Genomic DNA, 17,847 nt, shown 5'->3' on the forward strand with positions numbered 1-17,847 from the left:
GTCCGCAGCCGTGCTTCGCACTCCAAGAGTTTCGGGGGCCTCATTCGTTCCTACGGGCGCGGCAAGGGCTTGTCGATTGCCGCGCCTTGCAACAACGCGCCTGGTCAGAAGCCGATTCCGTCTTCGCTGCGTCGCGTCGCCTCGCGGGTTCATTTGAGGTCTCATTTGGGGGTCAATACGGGGTCATTTAGGCGCCGCACCCCCTCTGCGGCCCTCCACGCCGCCTGCGACGGGGGTGGTCGCCGTGGCTAAGCAGGAGAACAACCCGACGAGCATCGGGCTCACGCAGTACCTCGATCCGTCGTACTGGACCTGGGCTGCCGAGGACCCGAACGGGGCCGCGCTGCTCGAGCAGGGAGCCGGGGCGATCCTCGCCTACGTCGCGCAGCGGCTCGAGGCCATCGGCTGCGAGGTCATCGAGGCCTACGGAATCGTGCACGACAAGGATGAGCGCGAGGTCTGGAGCGACACGGAGAAGGCTCTGGTGGTCGAGCCGAAGCCCGATCACCTGCACGCGGTCATCAAGTTCGCCAGCCGTGCGAAGAGCGCGCCGCTGGATCGGCTCGCGTTCGGCATCGGCGTCGAGCCCCAGTACGTCGAGAAGCCGGGCCGCGGTCGGTACGCCTTCGACAACATGCTGTCGTACCTGACTCACGTGAAGTATGCGGACAAGCATCAGTACGCGCCGTCGGAGGTCGCCACGGTGCGCGGGCCGGACTACCTCGGGATCGACGCCCAGCGCCGGGAGACCTGGCTCAAGGGGCGCGCCCACGTGAAGAAGAAGGTCGTCGCGGAGAACTTCGAGGACATGCGGGAGCGGGTGCTGCAGGGCGAAATCACGCGGGATCAGATCATGCTCACGGACGAACTGTTCGACATCTACTCGCGGCATCAGCGGGAGATCGACGACGCGCTGTCGGCCTACGGCCAGCGCCGCGCGTACCGGGCGGCCGCGAAGCTGCGCGCCGGTGCCTTCTCGACGCACGTGGTGTTCGTCCACGGGGATGCCGGGATCGGCAAGACTCGGTTCGCAACGGATTTCATCACCGAGGCGATTAGCGCGGCCAATGCACATGGCGAGCGGTGGCAGGTCTACCGTGCCGCGACGGGGAACCCATTGGATGACTGGCGGGGCGAGGAGGTGCTGCTGCTGGACGATCTGCGGGCCTCGGCGATGGACGCGAACGATTGGCTGCTGCTGCTCGATCCGTATAACGCCTCGCCTGCGAAGGCTCGGTACAAGAACAAGGGCGAGGTGGCTCCGCGCCTCATCGTGATTACGGCGACGATCGAGCCGGTCGAGTTCTTCTACTACGCCCGCCAGAAGGGCAACGTGGACGAGGCGCTGGACCAGTTCATCCGCCGCCTGGCGTCGGTCGTGAAGGTCTACCGCGCCGACGACATCAACCGCTACCTCGTGCAGCACATCGGGAAGATCGAGCCCTACGAGTGGCACCAGTGCAGCATCCCGACCGCCGCGCACACGCCCGGCATGTACGGCAACGCGTACCACCAGAACGCCGGGTCGCGGGAACTGACGTACGGTCCGGAGACCTCGGCGGAACACGACGCGGACGGTGCGGTCGCGGAGCTGCTCAGCGGGCTCGCGGTGCGAAGTCCGGACGTGCCGCTGGCGCTGATCGAAGGTGCCGCATGAGCACCGATCAGCATTCGCTCTTCCAGGGGGTCGAGGGGGCCGGAGGCCCCTCGCAAGCAGGGCTGGAGGACACGAGCGTCAGCGATGTGTCCGACAGGCCTACTGCTTGCCACTCTGGCGTACAGGTGGAGCAGCAGACCGACTCCCAGGTGAACACCGGTCGGGCTGATGCGGAGGCTGTGCGTCAGAGTCACGGCGGCGCGAAGCGTCGTCGTGGGGGCCGCGCGAAGCTCGATACCGACTTCGGGGAGGAGACGCTCGCGGCGCTTCGCACTCGTGCGAAGCGGCTCGGGCTGGCTCCGAGCACGTGGGTACGGACCGTCGTACGCGATGCCCTCCACGCCTCCCGCTCGGAGGAGTTGGACGCCGCCGTGGCGGCGCACCTGCTCGGGGTCGAGGCGCGTGTGCAGGCGTCGGCGGACGCTCGTGAGCTGGCTGCCCAGGTGCGCCCGCTGGCGATCAACGTCAACGACTTGGATCGCCGCGCGCGCGCCGGTGAGGCGGTGGCGCTGTCGTCGGAGGTGCCCGAGCTGATCGAGCTGCTGCGCGAGGTCCGCGCCTTGCTCGGGGATCGGACGGCCGCATGAGCACCACCCACTACAGCCCGAGCACCAGCGCCGCCGACACCGAGCGCTATATCCGCGGGAAGGAGGACGAGCGGGGCGTCGCGATCACGTGCGAAGTGCCGGGAGGCCCTGGCGCATTCTCGGCGCGCGCACGGGCGCTCACGCAGAACACCACGCGCGAGGTCGAGGCGCTGCATTACCGGCAGTCTTTCAGCGACGAGGAGTTCGACCCGAAGAACCCGGAGCACGTGCAGCGGGTGAACGATCTCGGCTATCAGCTCGCGAAGAGGATGCACCCCGACTCGGACTGCCTCGTGGTCAGTCACGTGGATGGCCGGGGCAGAAAGCCGCATAACCACATCTTGGTCATCAATCACAGCAACCGGACCGGAAAGGCGCTCTCGGACTACCGGACGTTCCACGATCGCAAGGCCGGGAACCAGCGGGGCGTGCAGTCGGCGAACGACGAGCTGATGCGAGAGCACGGGCTCTCGGTCGTGAAGCGGCTGGAGCACGCGCCGAAGGACTGGGAGCTGCGCCGCGAGGACTTCGCGGAGGGCGGGCTCGACCGCGAGATGGGTGACCGGATGAGCGCCGCACTGGCCGACCCCCGCGTGGTGGACAAGGCCGGTCTCGAAGCGGTGATCGAGGAGCAGAACCAGCAGCTCGACGACGCCGGGGAACGTGTGCCGAGGATGCGGCTGCACAGCCCCGTCAGCAAGAAGGGCAAGCGCGCCGGGCAGGAGACCTGGACGCTCTACATCGAGGACCGCCGCGGCGAGTCCGGCCGCGCCGATCGCCGCAAACGCGCGAGCGCGCTCTCGGCGGACTTCACCCCGGAGGGCGCGCAGGCGTTCTTCGACTACCACCAGCAGCAGAAGGAGCAGGAACATGAGCGCAGCGCTCGACAGGCTGAAGCAGCAGAACGGGCCCGTGCAGTCGCCGCAGCCGCTCGGCAGTCCGGAGACGATGGAGCTGTTGACCTCGATCCTCGCCGCCGTCGAGGCGCAGAATACGAGGATTGCCACGCTGACCGAGCAGCAGAAGAAGCTCGCGGGGTTCGTGAAGGTCATGGACGAGGAGACGACGAGGCGGCTGGAGCGGATCACGACCCCGGCGTCGACCTCCTCGCCCTCCAGCGACGTGTCCGCGAGGATCGCGAGTATCGAGAGCAGGCAGAACGAGATCGCGAGCACGCTCGGCGAGTTCGCGCAGAGTCTCAACGGCGAGAGCTTGAACGCCGCGTCGCGAACCTTGGTCGCGGAGGCGCAGAAGAATCGCGCGGCTACGGCCTCGGCGATTGAGGGTCTGAAGGTGCAGGCCACAACGAACCAGAAGCTTGTGAGCCAGGTCGGCGGCGCGGTGCAGCGGATCGAGAAGCGTACTGAGGAGCGGGTCGAGAAGGCCGTCGAGCAGGTCGCCGGGGAGGCCTCGGCCACGATGACCGCGAACCTCGACGCCTCGAACGAGCGCGCCGAGCGGATGATGGCGGCGACGGCGAAGCTCGAAGCGCGTCAGCTCTGGTCGGCCGCCGCTGCGATGTGCCTCGCCCTGCTGCCGGTGGTCGTGGTCGTCGCCGGGCTCTGGATGGGCATCGCCGGTCTCATCACGGGCGCTCAGTGGGCGCTCGACGTGGACGGGCGCATCTGGCTCGGCATCGGGCGCTGGCTCGTGGTCTCCGTGGGTCTCGCCGGGGCCGGCTACGGGCTCTTCGCGTCCGTCCGCTCGGCCGCCGGTCTCGTGGAGACGTGGAAGGGTCGCGGGGTGCCGAAGTGGCCGAGGTGGCGATGATGGCTGGATCCGCTCGAGCTACCGGTTCCGATCAGCGGTCGAAGGATTTTCGCAGCAGCCGGTCCTGCGGCCTCGGTGCCGCCGCCCTAACCTGACGAGCATCCCCGCCGTGACGGCCATCACGACGGCGATCCCGGCACCGATGATCCAGGGGTTACCGAGGAGCCCACCGACGCCCGCGAGTGCTCCGCCCGCCGCGATGAGCGGCAGGCCGCAACAGAGCAGCAACGGAAGCGCGCAGCATGCCAGCAAGAGCAGTCCGGTCCCTGCAGCGACGACGGGACCGGCGCGCCGTTCGTCGCGGTCCTGATCGGCGCTCGTCGTCTGCACCTCTTCAGGATGAGATCTCCCCGATTGCCTGCGCTGCCGGTCATGCGCAGCACGACAGCAGCGACGGGTCGGTGGTGAAGGCCTTCGCGGCGATCCGGATGCCCTCGGCCATCGTCAGGTAGGGAGCCCAGGCGTCGGCGATCTCGGCGACGGTCTTGCCGAGCACGTGGACACCGGCGGCGGCGAGCTCTCCGGCGTCCTTGGCGACGGCGGTCAGGCCGAGGATCTCGTTCGTGTCGGCGTTCACGACGATCTTGATGAACCCGCGGGTGTCGCGGTTGACCAGCGCGCGGGGCACGTGGTGCAGCGGCAGGACGCGGCAATCGCAGCGGATCCCCGCAGCAAGCACTTCCTTCTCGGTCATCCCGACCGCTCCGATCGCGGGCCCGGTGAACGTCACCCGCGGCAGGCGGGAATAGTCGACGGCACGATCGGCGTCGGCGAACGCGTTCTCGGCGACGAGGGTGCCGTGGTGGGCGGCGACGTAGACGAACTCGGGGTGCCCGGTCACGTCGCCCGCGGCCCAGATCCGCGGGTTCGAGGACCGCAGCCGGTCGGAGACGACCACCTCGCCGGAGTCCCCGGTCTTCACCCCGACCGCATCGAGGTTCAGGCCATCGGTGACGGGACGGCGTCCGAGGGCGACGAGCACCTGCTCGGCGCGGAACTCCTGCGAGTCGCCGGACACGTCGGCGGTCACGACGGCCTCGCCTCCCGTGCCGCGGGAGACCCGGGTGGGCACCACGCGGCGGACGACGCGGATGCCTTCGTCGGCGAACGCCTCCTGAAGCGCCTTGGACACCTCCGGCTCCTCCTTCGAGGCGAGCCGGGACCGCACCAGCAGCGTGACCTGCGAGCCGAGGCGAGCGAACAGCTGCGCCTGCTCCAGGGCGACGTAGCCGCCGCCGAGCACCAGCAACGACTCAGGAACCTCAGCGAGTTCCATTGCCGTGGTCGAGGTCAGGTACCCGGTCTCCTCCAGGCCGTCGATCGGCGGAGCCCACGGGCGAGAACCAGTCGCGACCAGGAAGTGGTCGGCCTCGATGGTCTCGACCGTCCCGTCGCCGGCGATGATCTCCAGTACCGGGGCGTCTGGGCCGCCGGCGAACGATGCATCGCCGCGGCGGACCTGCCAGCCGTAGGAGTCGGCGACGTCGGCGTACTTCTCGCCGCGCAGCGACTCGACCAGCGCCTGCTTCCCGGCGATCAGCGCAGGCATGTCCACTGTCTCAGCCGTCGCCGCGATCCCCGGGAACCGGCCTGAAGCGTCGGCGGCGACGTGACGGGTGTCGGCAGCGGCGATGAGGGCCTTCGACGGCACGCAGCCGGTGTTCACGCAGGTGCCGCCGAGCGTCCCGCGCTCGATCATCACCACCGACTTGCCGAGCGTGGTCGCACGGATGGCGGCGGCGAATGCTCCGCCTCCGGATCCGATGATGGCGAGGTCGTACTTGGTAGGCATCGCTGCTCCTGTCAGTCCTTGGCTTTCTGCTCTGTCTCAGCCATACTGGACCTTCCAGTGCAGGGGAAGGTCAAGCCTGCTCCTGCCGAACGATCGGAGGCCGCGATGCGCATCGGAGAACTCGCCGAACGCGCGGGCACCACGGCGAAGACGCTCCGCTTCTACGAGGGGCAGGGGCTGCTTCCGCCGGCCGAGCGCACGCAGTCCGGCTATCGCGACTACGCACCCGAGACGGTCGCCCGGATCGACTTCGTCCACCGCGGCCAGGCCGCGGGCCTCACCCTCGCCCAGATCCGCCAGATCCTCGACATCCGCGACGGCGGCCATGCGCCCTGCGAGCACGTGCGCGACCTGCTTGACGTGCGCCTCGCTGAGATCGAGCAGCAGATCGCGCAGCTCTCCGTGCTGCGCGACACTATCGCGGACCTCAGACAGGACGCCGCGCACCCGGACCCTGAAACGTGCAGCACCGATCAAGTGTGTAGGTACTTGTAGACGACGGTAGCCAATGACTCCAACGCTACAACCCCGATATGCGCTAGCGCATGTCGATGACGCCGGTGCCCACCTCGATGCGCTGCGTGCGTGCGGCGATGGCACTGAGCAGCGGCACCGGAGCCGCACCCTGCCGCGCGAAGTGGTGGACGCGGAAGTACGCGCCGTTGACGCCCATCTCGTCGGCACCCTCGGCGATCTCGACGGCGTCGTGGAGGACCTGACGCGCGTCGGGATCGCCGGGGCCGCGCCCGGAGCCATAGTGACCGAAGCTGAGGAATCCGAATGCCTTCATGCCCCCGTCAACCTGGTGGACGTGTCACGTATTCCCGGGGTGCTCGAGCCGACTCTTGACCGCGCCCTCGGGCACTCGCACGATGAGTGAGCAGCCTCAGCGCTCCCCTGCCGTCATCGACGTCCGCGCTGCCGCTTCGCCCTCTCCGCCCCTGCGGGCGAGCAAGGATGCTCTCCGATGGATCACGCCACTCCCATCAGCGCCCCTGCACGCCACGGAGGAGCAGCTGAGGCCGCGCCGGCGGCGCAGTCGTGTCCGGATCGTTCCAGGCCTTCGACCAGGGGTATCTGATCGACGCGCTGGCCGCGCTGGGCCCCACATTCGCGAGGGTCACGCAGATCCCCAGCGACACAACCGACGACGACATCCGGGCACTGCACGACGCCCGCGTCCGAGCCGTGCGGTTCAACATCGCGCACGGCGGCTCCGCGGACCTCGACGGCCTGGAGACCCTGGCCCGCCGCGTCCACGACCTCGAGCGCATAGCGCAGTCGCTGAGCCCGGAGCAGGTCTCCGCCGTGTTCTGGGACAACGCCGCCGATCTCTACCTCGGGTCCGCGCACTGATCTGTCGGAACTGGCAGACGGCCGCGACGTGGGTCTGCGACGATGGCGGGGAACACGAGCGCGCATCTTCAGAACAGGAGCCCGTCATGACCGCACCTCGCCGTGCCCTCATCGTCATCGACGCCCAGCAGGAGTACTTCGATGGCCTTCTGCCGATCCAGCACCCGCCCCGCGAACAGTCGCTCGCTCGCATCCGGTCGACCATCGAGGCCGCTGAGAGCGCCGACATCCCCGTGGTCATCGTGCAGCACGAGCTGCCCGAGGGAGCTCCGATCTTCGCCTCCAGATCGGCCACCGTCGGGAACCACCCTGAGATCGCGGCCTTCGAGGACCGGGCCGCCAAGCGCGTCAGCAAGCAGTTCTCCAGCGTCTTCGCCCAGACCGGACTGGCGGAGTGGCTGCGCGAGCAGGACGTCGGCACCGTCACCCTGGTCGGCTACATGACCAACAACTGCGTCATCGGCTCGGCCGTCGGCGCCGAGCCGCTCGGATTCGCCGTCGAGGTCCTCTCCGACGCCACCGGCGCGATCGACATCGCCAACGGCGCCGGCCGCGCCTCCGCCCAGCAGGTGCACGAGACGCTCATGGCCCTGCTGCACTCGAACTGGGCCGCCGTCGCTGACACTGACTCATGGATCGCTGCCATTCAGGCCGGCCAGGCTCTGGGCAAGAGCGATCTCGTCACCTCTGCTGCAAACGGCCGCGCCGACGGCTGAGGACCCGAGGTCATCATGTTCCCGCAGCACCCCGTTCTGCGGAACCCCGGATGCACCCGAACAGCGTCAGCGCGCTGCGTCCTTCGATGAAGCCCTGACGGCCAAGCGCATGCTGATGGAGAACAGGCCGCTGCTGCGCCGCATCACCTCGACCATCGGGATCAGCGGATACGAGCTCACGACCGGATACATCAAGGCCATCCGCGGCGACGACGGCCCCGCCCTGCACATCTACCCCGAATACACCGGCGGCTTCTCCTCGAAAGGCCGAGCTATGGAAGCCGCCGGAGACGTCGAACGCTAATTCTACGAGCGTCGCAAGCTGCGGCCTGTCCTGCACCCGGTGCACAGCATCGGCGACACCACCGGAGTCTGCGATGACTGCGGGTGGGAAGCATCTTCCGAGAGATGACACCAGCCAGAACCGACAGCCTCGGAACGAAACCCAGGGCGCTTCAAGACGCTGCACAACGAGGCCCTCACCAGAGAGCCCGCACCCACAAAGCAGCGGCAGAGAAACCGGGCCGATTCACTATGGCTGTGGTGATCGCTTCTATGTCGTACCAAAAACGAAAGTAGCAGCTCGTTGAGGGATCCCTCAGCGGGCATTCATTCGGGCAGGGCTTACGTACGCCAAGAACTTCAGCCCCGCCATCCACCGCCGGCCTATTGCCTCCTCAGTGGTCCGGGCCTGCATCGGAGTCCTCTACGCGAGATGTGTCGTCGTTCTGCGCTGCGTCGTGGACCGCGCTGTCATTGTTCTTTTCGCTGCGTGAGCGGCGCCGCGCCTCGCGCCGTTTGCGCTCCCGGTAGCTATAGGCGGCCTCGAGCACCGACTCTTCACTTTCGAAGCCAGACCCAATCGCACCCGCGATCGTCGCAGCGGCGGTCGCGAACAGGGTCACCAGGAGATACTCGCCCAGCCCGTATTCGTCTCCGGCGTACTGGCTGAACACCTCCGGAGTGAAAACGATCAGCGCGGCAGTCAGGTTCAGGACGAACAGCCCCGCATAGCCGCACGTCAGCCCAATAGCGAGGGTCAATACAGTCGACGCGTTGAACAGCACCGTTCGTTCACGTTCCTGCGGCGGCAGATCTTTGGCTCGTTCCCAGAGGTGGTGATAGACGATGAGCCAAGTGATCATCACCGTAATTGAGGCAACGACGACGGCGACCAGCTGCCACGCTGCCATGGTGAGTGCGAGTTCCCACAGCGTGGCGTTCAACAGATAGAATGCGCTGAACGCGAACGCTCCCACCAACGCCCCTCGGAGACCGGAGACCAGCCGCCACGGACGATTATCCCGGACCATTCCCACGAGCAGCCGCAGACGCCCGCGGTTCGCGAAGATACGGACGTCGACACCGTCTTGGTCTGGGGTCGTCCGCTCGAAGGCGCCGCCCAGAGCCGAGACCCGTGACCGCCGATGCGCCTGGGACTCGTCCTTCAGAATGGTCCCGCCGCGCATGTCCCCAATGAGCTGTGTCACCACCTCTGAAACTCGCCTTCGTAGGCTCATGGCCCCGAAGGCCGGCAGTGAAACCACCGCCACATTCCGACTGTGGTCGGCGTCAGCGACGACGGGGCGCCGGTCGATCATCAGTGGGAGGTCGGTCACGCATACCGCGAGGTCCCAGCCATGTTCCCGCTTACGCTCAGCTGCCAGGTCCATCATCTCAAACCGCTTCTCGTCACTGGGAGGCAGCCTCTCTCGGTGCACCTCCACTCTCCAGTGACCGTCAACGAGCTGCTCGGCGAGTAGGCCAGGCAGTTCCCGTTCGAGATGCTTCGCGACTGTCAGGGCGGTGGCGACGGGGTCGGCTATCACCCCGACCACTACCTCCCCCGTCGGGCTTTGCGTCGTCCCGATGGGTTCACTCTTGTGAGTCGTCAAAAGTCGACTCCTTCCGCGTTGTCAGTTCGCGTGCTCCTGCCGGCTTCTCTGAATCGGCCCGGTTTCTCCGCCGCTGCTTTTGTGGGTGCGGGCTGGCTCTCGGGTGAGGGCCTCGTTGTGCAGCGTCTCGAACTCTATCGGGGTCAGCATCCCGAGGGAGCCGTTGAGGTGCCGGTTGTTGTACCAGTCGACCCAGCCGGCAGTCGCGAACTCGACGTCCGCGAGGGCCCGGTAGGGGCCGGCGTGGAAGACGATGGCCCGAATGCACTCGGTCTTGTAGAGCCCGTTGATCGTCTCCATCAGCGCGATATCGAAGGCATCTCCGACGGTCCCGATCGACGGGGTGATGCCCTCGAGGTCGAGGTGCTCGGTGTACCGGATCGACGTGTACTGCGATCCGCAGTGGCGTCATGACGAGATCGGTGCGCAGCTCGAGGACGCGTGCCAGCCCACGATCCGCTGAGCGAAGACGTCCACGACGAACGCGACGTAGACGAACCCCGCCCAGGTGCCGACGTAGGTGAAGTCGGTGACCTAGACCAGGTTCGGGGCGGTAGCGGTGAAGTCGCGATTCAGTAGGTCACCGGCTCGCTTCCCGTCAGGATCGGCGATCGTCGTGCGGAGCTTCTTCGCCCGCCGGATACCTTCGCGGCCGAGGGTGCGCATCGCCCGGTCCACCGCCCCACGGGACGTGCCGGCCAGGCCTTCCAGGCGGCGCAGCAGCGCGACCCACTTCCGCCGTCCGTAGAGGCCCTCGGGCGTCATCGGGGCCTGCCCGGTGACGGGGTTGGCCCTCCAGGCGAGGTCGCGGACCTTGTCCTCGACCAGGGCGTCTGTGACGGTCCGATCGGCGAGGCGGGTTCCGTGATCGACCTCGGCCTGCGCGAGCCAGCGCCGCGCGGACTCCAGCGAGGCGCCTTCCTGCCGGGCGAGCGCGGCAGTGAGGGTGGGGTTACTCCTGGAGGTGCTCCCTGACGAGCCGCACGCACCTGGCGCGCAGCTGGGGATCGATCTTCTTCGGCATGCTGTCCATCCTTCCGGACTCAAACAGCAGCGGCATCAAACCCGGGCCGATTCACAGTGCCCGCGGGATGCCGGCGAGGTCGTAGTCGTGGGGTGTCGCGTACTCGAGGCAGCAGTGCCGTCGACGACGGTTGTAGGACACCTCGATGTGCTCGAAGATCGCGTTCGCGAGCTCGATCTCGCCACCCTGGGCTCGGGCCCCGACCTACACGGGATCATGGAAGCGCGCCACCTTGCCTCGGACCGCCCGACGGAGCTGTCCGCGACGATCGCCTGCAAGCCTCTCCAGACGGTTGGTTCCCCGGCGGGATCCCCAGGTCCTCGACATCCCGATCACGGCGCCGCGCAGAGCGGCCCCTGCAAGTGACCATCACGCCATCTTGTACAAGATGTACCATCAGGACATGACTTCCGTAACGCTCTCCGACTTCCGCAGCCGCCAGGCCGATCTCATCGCCGCAGCACAGCGCGAGCCCGTCGAGATCACCTCGCGCGGCGCTGGTCGTCGCGCGGTCGTCGTGTCCCCGGAGTTCTACGATCGCGCACTCCAGGCGTTGGAAGATCAGGCCGACATCCGTGCGGCGGCGGCCGCGCGTGAAGAGACCGAGCGCGTCTCCCATGAGGATCTGGTCGCCGAGCTCGGACTCTGATCCGTGGCGTATCGCGTCACCTACGTCGCCTCGGCGGCGAAAGCCCTTCGGAAGCTCGATCGTCAGACCGCCTGACGTATTCTCGAGGCACTCAACGCCCTTGCTGATGACCCTCGCCCACCCGGTTGCCTCAAGCTTCAGGGCGGCGAGGGCGAGTTGCGCTTCCGAATCGGTGACTACCGAGTCGTCTATGACGTCGTGGATGATGAGCTGGTCGTGCTGATCCTCCGTGTCGGGCACCGCAGAGAGGTCTACCGATGAGCGGGGACGGATCTCGGAGCATCGCTGACGCGCGCCGGAGCGCCCAGACCATAGGCCTCGCCAGCGACTCCACCCGGGCCCTCATCGCCCATCTCGCGGCGTAACATCACCTCGAGGGCAATGTCCCCTGGGCACCGTCGCCCCCCCCGCAGCACGGCGGCTGGCGGCCAGTTCCTGACGGAGTTCGCAGAGGAACTCACCCGGTCGCGAGGGTGAACGGCGACTCGCTCACACGTTGAACCGGAACTCCACCAAGTTCCGGCACGGACCAACCTCAGCGGCCGCTGGGTCGCAACGGCCCGGTCTGATCGCGGGACAGCCAGTGATGGAGCACATCGGTCCACTCGTCGAAGGCGTCAAGGTGGGCGTCATGGCTGCCGTCGGCCAGATCTACTCTCTCCGTTTCGGGCCTGCGCCGGACCAGTTCGTCCTTATCGGCATCGCTGAACATCCCATGCTTTGCGAAGACCGCGAGCGTCGGAACCTGCAGAACCTCCCACTCCTGCCAGCGCGGCTCATGGACGGCCTCGATCGTGCGCTGCATGACCGAGGCATCGAAGCGCGGCACCAGGCCATCATCGGTCTGAAGAAGGTCGGCCACCCAGGCATTGACGATCGCGTCATCACCGAGGAACCCCCGCGCGGCAGCTTCGTCTTCGAACGGCACCGGCCAGGACTCGAAGTAGCTGCCGAGTCCGACAGCCTCTCCCGGATCACCGTTGCCCGCCACGTGCCCTTCCAGCATCACGAGCCCCTCGACCAGGTCTGGCCTCGCCGCCGCGACAAGGAACGCGGTGTGGGCTCCCATCGACTGCCCGACAAGCGTCGCCCGCCGCCCAGGGACGAGTTCCTCAATCACTGCGACGACGTCTCCGACGAAGGCATCGCGCGACAGATCATCGGGAAGCCGCGTGCTCGCGCCGTGCCCCCGCTGGTCTACGAGCAGCACACGATAGCCCGGTAGCGCATGCGCCGTGGGCAACAGTTCGCGTGAACTCCCCGCGAGGCCGTGCAACAGTACGACGGTGGGGCCATCGCCACCGAGGTCGGTGACCGCGATCCAGACGCCGTCGGGGCGCAGCACTGTGCGGTCCATCACGTCAAGCGCAGTGGCGTGATCGCCGCGACCATGTCGCGCAGCGCTCGACGCTCGAGCCGCAGCTCATAGTTCGACTGTAAGTTCATCCAAAACTCCTCGGACGTGCCGAAGTAGCGCGCGAAACGGAAAGCTGTGTCCTCACTGATCCCGTGCTTGCCGTGCACGATCTCATTGATCCGGCGCGGGGGCACACCGATCGACACCGCAAGCTTGTTTTGCGTGATCCCGAAACCCTCGATGAAGTCCTCCATCAGGATCTCTCCCAGGCGGATCGTCTCGATCCGATCTGCCTAGTGGTAGTCGACGAGTTCGACATCTTCCGCACCTCCATCTCTCCAGACGAAGCAGGTCCGGCACTGGGCATTCACGCGGATGCTGTGCTGGCTTCGACGATCGCCGACCAACCTTTTACGACCGATCACCAGGCCCGACCCCGCAGGTCGACCGCACCCACCGGCCAATCGGCGATCTCACCCTCAACCGGCAGGATCAGCAACGGCTGGCCGGGCGGGTCTTCGCGAGGTCGGCCAGACGTATCGATCGAACGCTCCTCAGCAGAGATCCGAGTCCAGCCGCACGAGGCGTAAAACGAGACCACCTCTTCTCGACAGCCGAGATACCCAAATGCGACGCCGTTGGTTCCCCTCATCGACTCCGCAACAGCGCTCATGAGCCGACTCCCGACGCGCTCACCCCTCATAGCATCAGAGATCAGCACTCCCCCGACACCGCCGATCTCGATCTCAGCACCGCCGACGGCTATCGTCCGCCTCGCCCAGCCAACATGACCGACGATCTCCCCGCCTCTCCGCGCGATGACATGAAGGGCGTAAGGCGCATACCCGTACGGCTTATCGGGGTCCCACTCACCGAAGTCATCCAGGTACTCGGCATCGAAGAGTCGACGCAACCCCTCGAGGTCACTGGACGCCATTTCCTCGTGCGCAACGATCTCGATCGCGACTTCTGGCATGCTTCCAAGTCTACGGACGTCGTCATCGTGCATCTGGTCAACATCTCGAATCGCAGACGTGCCACTTGCCGACCTCGCGCAGGCCACCCTGAAGAGCCTCGATCAAGAGGAGTTGTAGTTTCAGAGGTTAAACCGCAAAACGAAATTCGACCACGTCGCCGCAGTTAGCGAACGTCTGAAGACTGTCACCTGATGTGCCGGCCACACACTCGGGCGCGAAGCCGACGTCGATAGCCTCGAGGTCGCCGTACGACTGTCCTTGACCTCGGCCAGCGCCTTCCTCCACCTCGACGCGAGTCAGCTCGCGGATGGTTCTTCGTGCCCCGGCACTCCGACACGTAGCGTTACTCGCACGCATTGCCCCGGTCAAGGTCGTGCGGCACGACGAAGCTGCGTATGGCGTCCGCCTCGTCGATCGCCGCGGCGAACTCCTCCTCGGTGGCCGAGCTCAGCAGCTCGAGGGGCGATCGGTCCGAGCCGTCCGCGCCATGGGGCAGGTCCGGGTGCGGCGTCTGCCACCAGTCCAGTAGCGCCCTGGCGACGTCGGTCGGATCCGAGCCTCCGCAGGACCGGGCGAGCGCCTGGTTGATCTCGGCAAGCGCGTCGATGATCTTCCCGTCGCGGAACTGGAAGGCCGGATAGAACTTCGTCCCTCCGAGCTCGACCTCGATCACGACGTTGTGCTTGAGGTAGGTCCGCAGCAGGCTGCGCTGGGCGGCCTTCTTCGCGCGCGCCGCCTGCGCCGGGGTACGTGTCCGCTCCGCGTCGATCACTTCCGCCCCCGTCAGCGATGCGCGGGTCTCGGCGGCGGTCATGCACTCGGCTCGGTCGAGCAGGCTCGCGGCCATCATCGGTGAGCGGTCGAGCGCGAAGGCCCGATCCCAGATCGGGCTGCTCCTCCAACTGTCAGGGAATCCGAGCTGCTCCATGCCGAAGCCGACGGTGCGGGACTTCTCTTCGACGAAGTCGGCCAGGTCCACGACGTCGCCCTTCTCCGGCGCGATGCTCAGCAGGAGGTGGCGCAATACGAGCAGCACTCCGTAGAGCCTGTTGTTCGTCCCTTCTTCCGCGAGCGACGCGAGCAGGTCGTCGGCGTCCTTTCGAGCCTGCCCCGGCGCGTCGATGAGCACATCGAACGCGCGGTTCCACACACGGCCGTAGTGGGCGCAGATGTTCCGCACGTTCCTGAGGTTGTTGAGCCAGTTCCCGAGAGCGCCGCGATCTCCGTGGCCGTCGGCGGTGCGGACCTGGAACCGTGCCGCGAGGATCTCCTGGTCGGGCTGCAGCATCAGGTCGTAGAGGCTGCTCAGCACTCCGAAGGACATCACTTCTGTCGCGACCCAGATGGGCAGGTGCGGACCGTACTGCTGGCGGAAATGTACGACGAAGTCGCCCCGGGCGCGCTGCTCGTGCCGGTCGTACTCCTCGAGCCACTCGCGGTAGGCGGCGGTCGGCTCGGGCGGCGCGCCGGGATCTTCCTGCCTCGTCGCGCCGAGCGCCCAGGGGTGCCTGTGCGCGAACGCGTCGATCCTGCCGAGCCGGTGGCCGATGAAGAACCGGAAGGCCGTCTCGACGGTACTGAGGACGTCGCCGAGGCGCATGCGCAGCTCGTGGTCGAACTCGTACAGCGAGACCACGTGCGCGAGGCCGGTCCCGGGCACGAACGTGTCCAGGCGGATCTCGCGGTGCTCTTCGTCGAACCGGGGCGCAGGAGGAGCGGGCCGGTCGCGGTAGAGGTGCCAGTAACCCGAGAGCCGGTAGTAGCCGTATCGCTGCAGGACCTCGGCCGCGTAGGCGTTGTCTCCGCAGTCCATGCCGCGCCCGCGCAGCCGGCGGATCTGCTCGGGGACCGTGAGGAACGGCTTGGCGTAGGTGCTGTTCGGGGTCGTCACGTGCGCATCGTCCTGCTGTCCCCGGTACCCGGGGGTAGAAAGAGAACAGGCCCGCGTCTCATCTAGAGAAGCGAGCCTGTCGTGTTACTTCGAGGATACGGGTTCCACCTGCGCAGGTCAAACACTGCTCGGTCGCTCAGCGTCGGCAGCTCCGGGCACTGCTTGCCCCGGCCACGACCTCGGTGCTGGAACCAACGCGCTGGTGAAGCGCCCTGGGTTCCGTTAGGGAGGCAGTCGGCTCCTGCGGAGGTTCCGCAGGGGCCGGTTAAAAGCGAAGGTCAGCGCCATTAACGCTCAGCAACTGATGGTAGATCGGAACTCACCCATCGGACCCAAACGGGGGCCGAGAAGATAAAATCCCTGGTCAAAGGCGATTCTTAGACATTGAACCTGAATTCGACCACGTTCCGTAGCCGAATAACCTCTAGGCTTCAACTTCCGACACAGCCTCGTCAGGCCCAGAGCGGACTGCTGGTCTGCCAGTCGTCAGGGATGCCCATGTGCGCGACGGGCACAGCCTGAACTGCTGGATAGCTCTTCAGAACGGCCCGGAGCAGGCTGCTGCGGCCGAGCCCCAGCCGGTCCGATAGGAACTGCACGAGCGTCAACTGCCCGAACGTGCGACTCCAGTCCGCAGCGCTGGCGTCGAGATCAGCGTGACGGCCGACAGGTGGGAGCTTCGGCTTGAGCGTGTGCACCCGGTTGAAGAGACGGCCGTGATGAGCGCACGTGTTACGCACAACGTTGAGCGACTTTAGCCAGCTCGCCAGCTGGGAAGGGCTGAGCCCGCAAGCATCGGCGACGTCCTCGCGAACCCCGACTGGCGCGAAGTTGTAGAGACGCGTGAGGCTCCCCCAGTCGATGATCTCGACGGCAACCCAGACCGGAAGGCGCCCGCCGTACTTCATGTCGTGGTGCTTCACGAAGTCTTCGCGTGACCAGTTGAGTTCGCGCTGGTACTTCTTCAGCCACCTCGGGTAGCGATCGCCTTGGCGAGCTGTCGGGCCGAGCAGTTCCGTGTCGAGGTGCGCGCAGGGATCGATGCGCCCGAGTTCATGGCCGAGCAGCGCGCGGATGGCCAACTCGACGGGAGTCAGCGTTGTGAACGTCGCGGCTCGAAGCCTAGCGTCGAACTCGTAGAGCGCGACCACGTCACTGAAGCGTGTGCCGTCGTAGAAGTCGTCCTCGCGCCGACCCTCAAACTGCTTGCGGAACGGATACCAGTAACCGCTCAGCCGGTAGTAGTTCACTCGCCGGAGCGTTGCCTCGGCCGACTCGCGGTCGCCCATGTCCATGCCACGGGCGGCGAGGATCTCGACCTGCCGGGCGTAGGACTCGTGCGCCTTGACGCCACTGTCCACGAACACCGCCTGAAAGAATGAGGACCGGCCCTGGACCTACCGAGGTAGGCGGAACCGGTCTTAGTAGTAGCCAGTGTACGCGAGCGGCCGACAGCCGACAACTCGCCTTCATGACCGTGGGAAGTCCTCGTCGAGCGGACGGACCCGTGGGTTGGACGTACGAGGCGGCTCCCAGCCCTGCTGCTCGTGAACGCTGAGGGTCATGCTCGTGGCGTGCTCAGTGAGTTCGCTGAGCGCCGGGCCGTCATGGCCCTTTGACCGGAGGTAGCGGAGGTTTTGGCCGAGCACCTGCGCCCAGAACATGAGAGGTTCGAGGCTCTTCAGTCGCCGGTCGATCGAGTCGTCCGACCTCGCCTGCTCCATGACTAGCCGGCCGAAGGTAACGCCGAGGGTCCGCTCGGAGTCGAGCCATAGATCGAGACCTTTCCACTCGTCGCCGAGCTTTTCGACGAGCTCCGTCATCGCGATGCGAAGATTTGTCAGGCGATCGTTGATTGGCTCAGCTGCGGGATCGAAGCCGATGAGCCGCTGCACCGCCTCCTGGAGCTTGGACCAGCACGCATCGGCAGCCGCACGCCGAGCCTCCTCAAGCGCTTCCTTGGCGCGAGCATTCGCCAACCAGGTGCCGAGCCCGGCAACGACAAGTGAGAGGCAGGAGATTACGAAGGCGGCGACGTCCATGCGGGCATCTTCCCATTGACCGCACAGGAACATCGCGAATCGCTACGTTGCGGGAAGGGGACTGTTATGCGGTCAGGTATCTGCAAGGGACAACGCGGCACGAATCCGATCGGCAGTGGGCTCCCTTACGAGCG

The 17,847-nt window shown here is 66.6% G+C and carries 16 protein-coding genes and 5 pseudogenes; 10 read left to right on the forward strand and 11 right to left on the reverse strand.

Going from position 1 to position 17,847, the window contains the following annotated elements; translation table 11 throughout:
- The first annotated feature begins 235 nt into the window (after nt 1-235).
- The 4 genes and pseudogenes from RF645_RS03820 (at nt 236) to RF645_RS03835 (ending at nt 4,014) form a co-directional block, all read left to right on the forward strand.
- Nucleotides 236-1,657 (forward strand): Rep family protein, encoded by a 1,422-nt coding sequence (locus tag RF645_RS03820; RefSeq protein WP_040004150.1) that lies wholly within the window; start codon nt 236-238, stop codon nt 1,655-1,657.
- Complete coding sequence (locus RF645_RS03825) at nt 1,654-2,244, forward strand: hypothetical protein (RefSeq protein ID WP_006358982.1); 591 nt, start codon at nt 1,654-1,656, stop codon at nt 2,242-2,244. The genes RF645_RS03820 and RF645_RS03825 overlap by 4 nt, the downstream gene beginning before the upstream one ends.
- A pseudogene (locus tag RF645_RS03830) lies at nt 2,241-2,780 on the forward strand (relaxase/mobilization nuclease domain-containing protein); the annotation flags it as partial. The gene RF645_RS03825 and the pseudogene RF645_RS03830, both read left to right, overlap by 4 nt.
- A gap of 334 nt (nt 2,781-3,114) precedes the next feature.
- The gene (locus tag RF645_RS03835; RefSeq protein WP_040004151.1) at nt 3,115-4,014 is read left to right on the forward strand and encodes a hypothetical protein; all 900 of its coding nucleotides are present in this window, start codon (nt 3,115-3,117) and stop codon (nt 4,012-4,014) included.
- A 370-nt stretch (nt 4,015-4,384) separates the two neighbouring features.
- On the opposite strand, the gene merA is transcribed toward RF645_RS03835, so the two are convergent.
- Nucleotides 4,385-5,806, reverse strand: a complete 1,422-nt coding sequence (gene merA, locus RF645_RS03840) for a mercury(II) reductase (protein WP_006215442.1) — start codon at nt 5,804-5,806, stop codon at nt 4,385-4,387.
- Between the two features lie 105 nt (nt 5,807-5,911).
- Between merA and RF645_RS03845 the strand changes: the two genes are divergently transcribed.
- Nucleotides 5,912-6,301, forward strand: a complete 390-nt coding sequence (locus tag RF645_RS03845; RefSeq protein WP_006215441.1) for a heavy metal-responsive transcriptional regulator — start codon at nt 5,912-5,914, stop codon at nt 6,299-6,301.
- 43 nt (nt 6,302-6,344) lie between these two features.
- Here RF645_RS03845 and RF645_RS03850 read toward each other — a convergent pair whose 3' ends face one another.
- A complete protein-coding gene (locus tag RF645_RS03850; RefSeq protein WP_137801899.1) occupies nt 6,345-6,596 on the reverse strand; it encodes an LLM class flavin-dependent oxidoreductase in 252 nt (83 codons plus the stop codon).
- 248 nt (nt 6,597-6,844) lie between these two features.
- Between RF645_RS03850 and RF645_RS03855 the strand changes: the two are divergent.
- From RF645_RS03855 to RF645_RS03865, 3 genes and pseudogenes are all read left to right on the forward strand, one after another.
- Nucleotides 6,845-7,162 (forward strand): annotated as a pseudogene (locus tag RF645_RS03855) (hypothetical protein); the annotation flags it as partial.
- Between the two features lie 86 nt (nt 7,163-7,248).
- Nucleotides 7,249-7,878, forward strand: a complete 630-nt coding sequence (locus tag RF645_RS03860) for an isochorismatase family protein (protein ID WP_368818631.1) — start codon at nt 7,249-7,251, stop codon at nt 7,876-7,878.
- Between the two features lie 115 nt (nt 7,879-7,993).
- Entirely contained in the window at nt 7,994-8,182 is a 189-nt protein-coding gene (locus RF645_RS03865; RefSeq protein WP_157796664.1) for a hypothetical protein, read from the forward strand.
- Nucleotides 8,183-8,555: 373 nt separating this feature from the next.
- Here RF645_RS03865 and RF645_RS03870 read toward each other — a convergent pair whose 3' ends face one another.
- From RF645_RS03870 to RF645_RS03880, 3 genes and pseudogenes are all read right to left on the reverse strand, one after another.
- Nucleotides 8,556-9,773 carry a hypothetical protein gene (locus RF645_RS03870; RefSeq protein ID WP_051990497.1) on the reverse strand — a complete coding sequence of 406 codons (1,218 nt, stop codon included), beginning with the start codon at nt 9,771-9,773 and terminating at the stop codon, nt 8,556-8,558.
- A gap of 126 nt (nt 9,774-9,899) precedes the next feature.
- Nucleotides 9,900-10,797: pseudogene (locus RF645_RS03875) on the reverse strand (integrase core domain-containing protein); the annotation flags it as partial.
- 51 nt (nt 10,798-10,848) lie between these two features.
- Nucleotides 10,849-10,974, reverse strand: a pseudogene (locus RF645_RS03880) (IS3 family transposase); the annotation flags it as partial.
- Between the two features lie 226 nt (nt 10,975-11,200).
- Here RF645_RS03880 and RF645_RS03885 point away from each other — a divergent pair.
- Together RF645_RS03885 and RF645_RS03890 are read left to right on the forward strand one after the other, a co-directional pair.
- Nucleotides 11,201-11,446, forward strand: a complete 246-nt coding sequence (locus RF645_RS03885; RefSeq protein WP_024291015.1) for a type II toxin-antitoxin system prevent-host-death family antitoxin — start codon at nt 11,201-11,203, stop codon at nt 11,444-11,446.
- Between the two features lie 78 nt (nt 11,447-11,524).
- A complete protein-coding gene (locus RF645_RS03890) occupies nt 11,525-11,707 on the forward strand; it encodes a type II toxin-antitoxin system RelE/ParE family toxin (RefSeq protein ID WP_327059365.1) in 183 nt (60 codons plus the stop codon).
- A 274-nt stretch (nt 11,708-11,981) separates the two neighbouring features.
- Here the strand turns inward: RF645_RS03890 and RF645_RS03895 are convergent, their stop codons facing one another.
- The 6 genes and pseudogenes from RF645_RS03895 to RF645_RS03920 all read right to left on the reverse strand — a co-directional run bounded on the left by RF645_RS03895 (nt 11,982) and on the right by RF645_RS03920 (nt 17,713).
- Entirely contained in the window at nt 11,982-12,803 is an 822-nt protein-coding gene (locus RF645_RS03895) for an alpha/beta fold hydrolase (RefSeq protein WP_040561355.1), read from the reverse strand.
- Nucleotides 12,803-13,122, reverse strand: a pseudogene (locus RF645_RS03900) (HigA family addiction module antitoxin). The gene RF645_RS03895 and the pseudogene RF645_RS03900 overlap by 1 nt, the downstream one beginning before the upstream one ends.
- Nucleotides 13,123-13,224: 102 nt before the next feature.
- Complete coding sequence (locus tag RF645_RS03905) at nt 13,225-13,779, reverse strand: GNAT family N-acetyltransferase (protein WP_040561356.1); 555 nt, start codon at nt 13,777-13,779, stop codon at nt 13,225-13,227.
- Between the two features lie 344 nt (nt 13,780-14,123).
- Nucleotides 14,124-15,671: an Abi family protein gene (locus RF645_RS03910; RefSeq protein ID WP_006215463.1), complete on the reverse strand. Its 1,548-nt coding sequence runs from the start codon at nt 15,669-15,671 to the stop codon at nt 14,124-14,126.
- A gap of 452 nt (nt 15,672-16,123) precedes the next feature.
- A complete protein-coding gene (locus RF645_RS03915) occupies nt 16,124-17,032 on the reverse strand; it encodes an Abi family protein (protein WP_235044770.1) in 909 nt (302 codons plus the stop codon).
- A 108-nt stretch (nt 17,033-17,140) separates the two neighbouring features.
- Complete coding sequence (locus tag RF645_RS03920) at nt 17,141-17,713, reverse strand: hypothetical protein (protein ID WP_040561382.1); 573 nt, start codon at nt 17,711-17,713, stop codon at nt 17,141-17,143.
- Nucleotides 17,714-17,847 lie beyond the last annotated feature (134 nt).

Source organism: Kocuria sp. CPCC 205260 (genome assembly GCF_040981045.1).
Classification (GTDB): Bacteria; Actinomycetota; Actinomycetes; order Actinomycetales; family Micrococcaceae; genus Kocuria; species Kocuria palustris.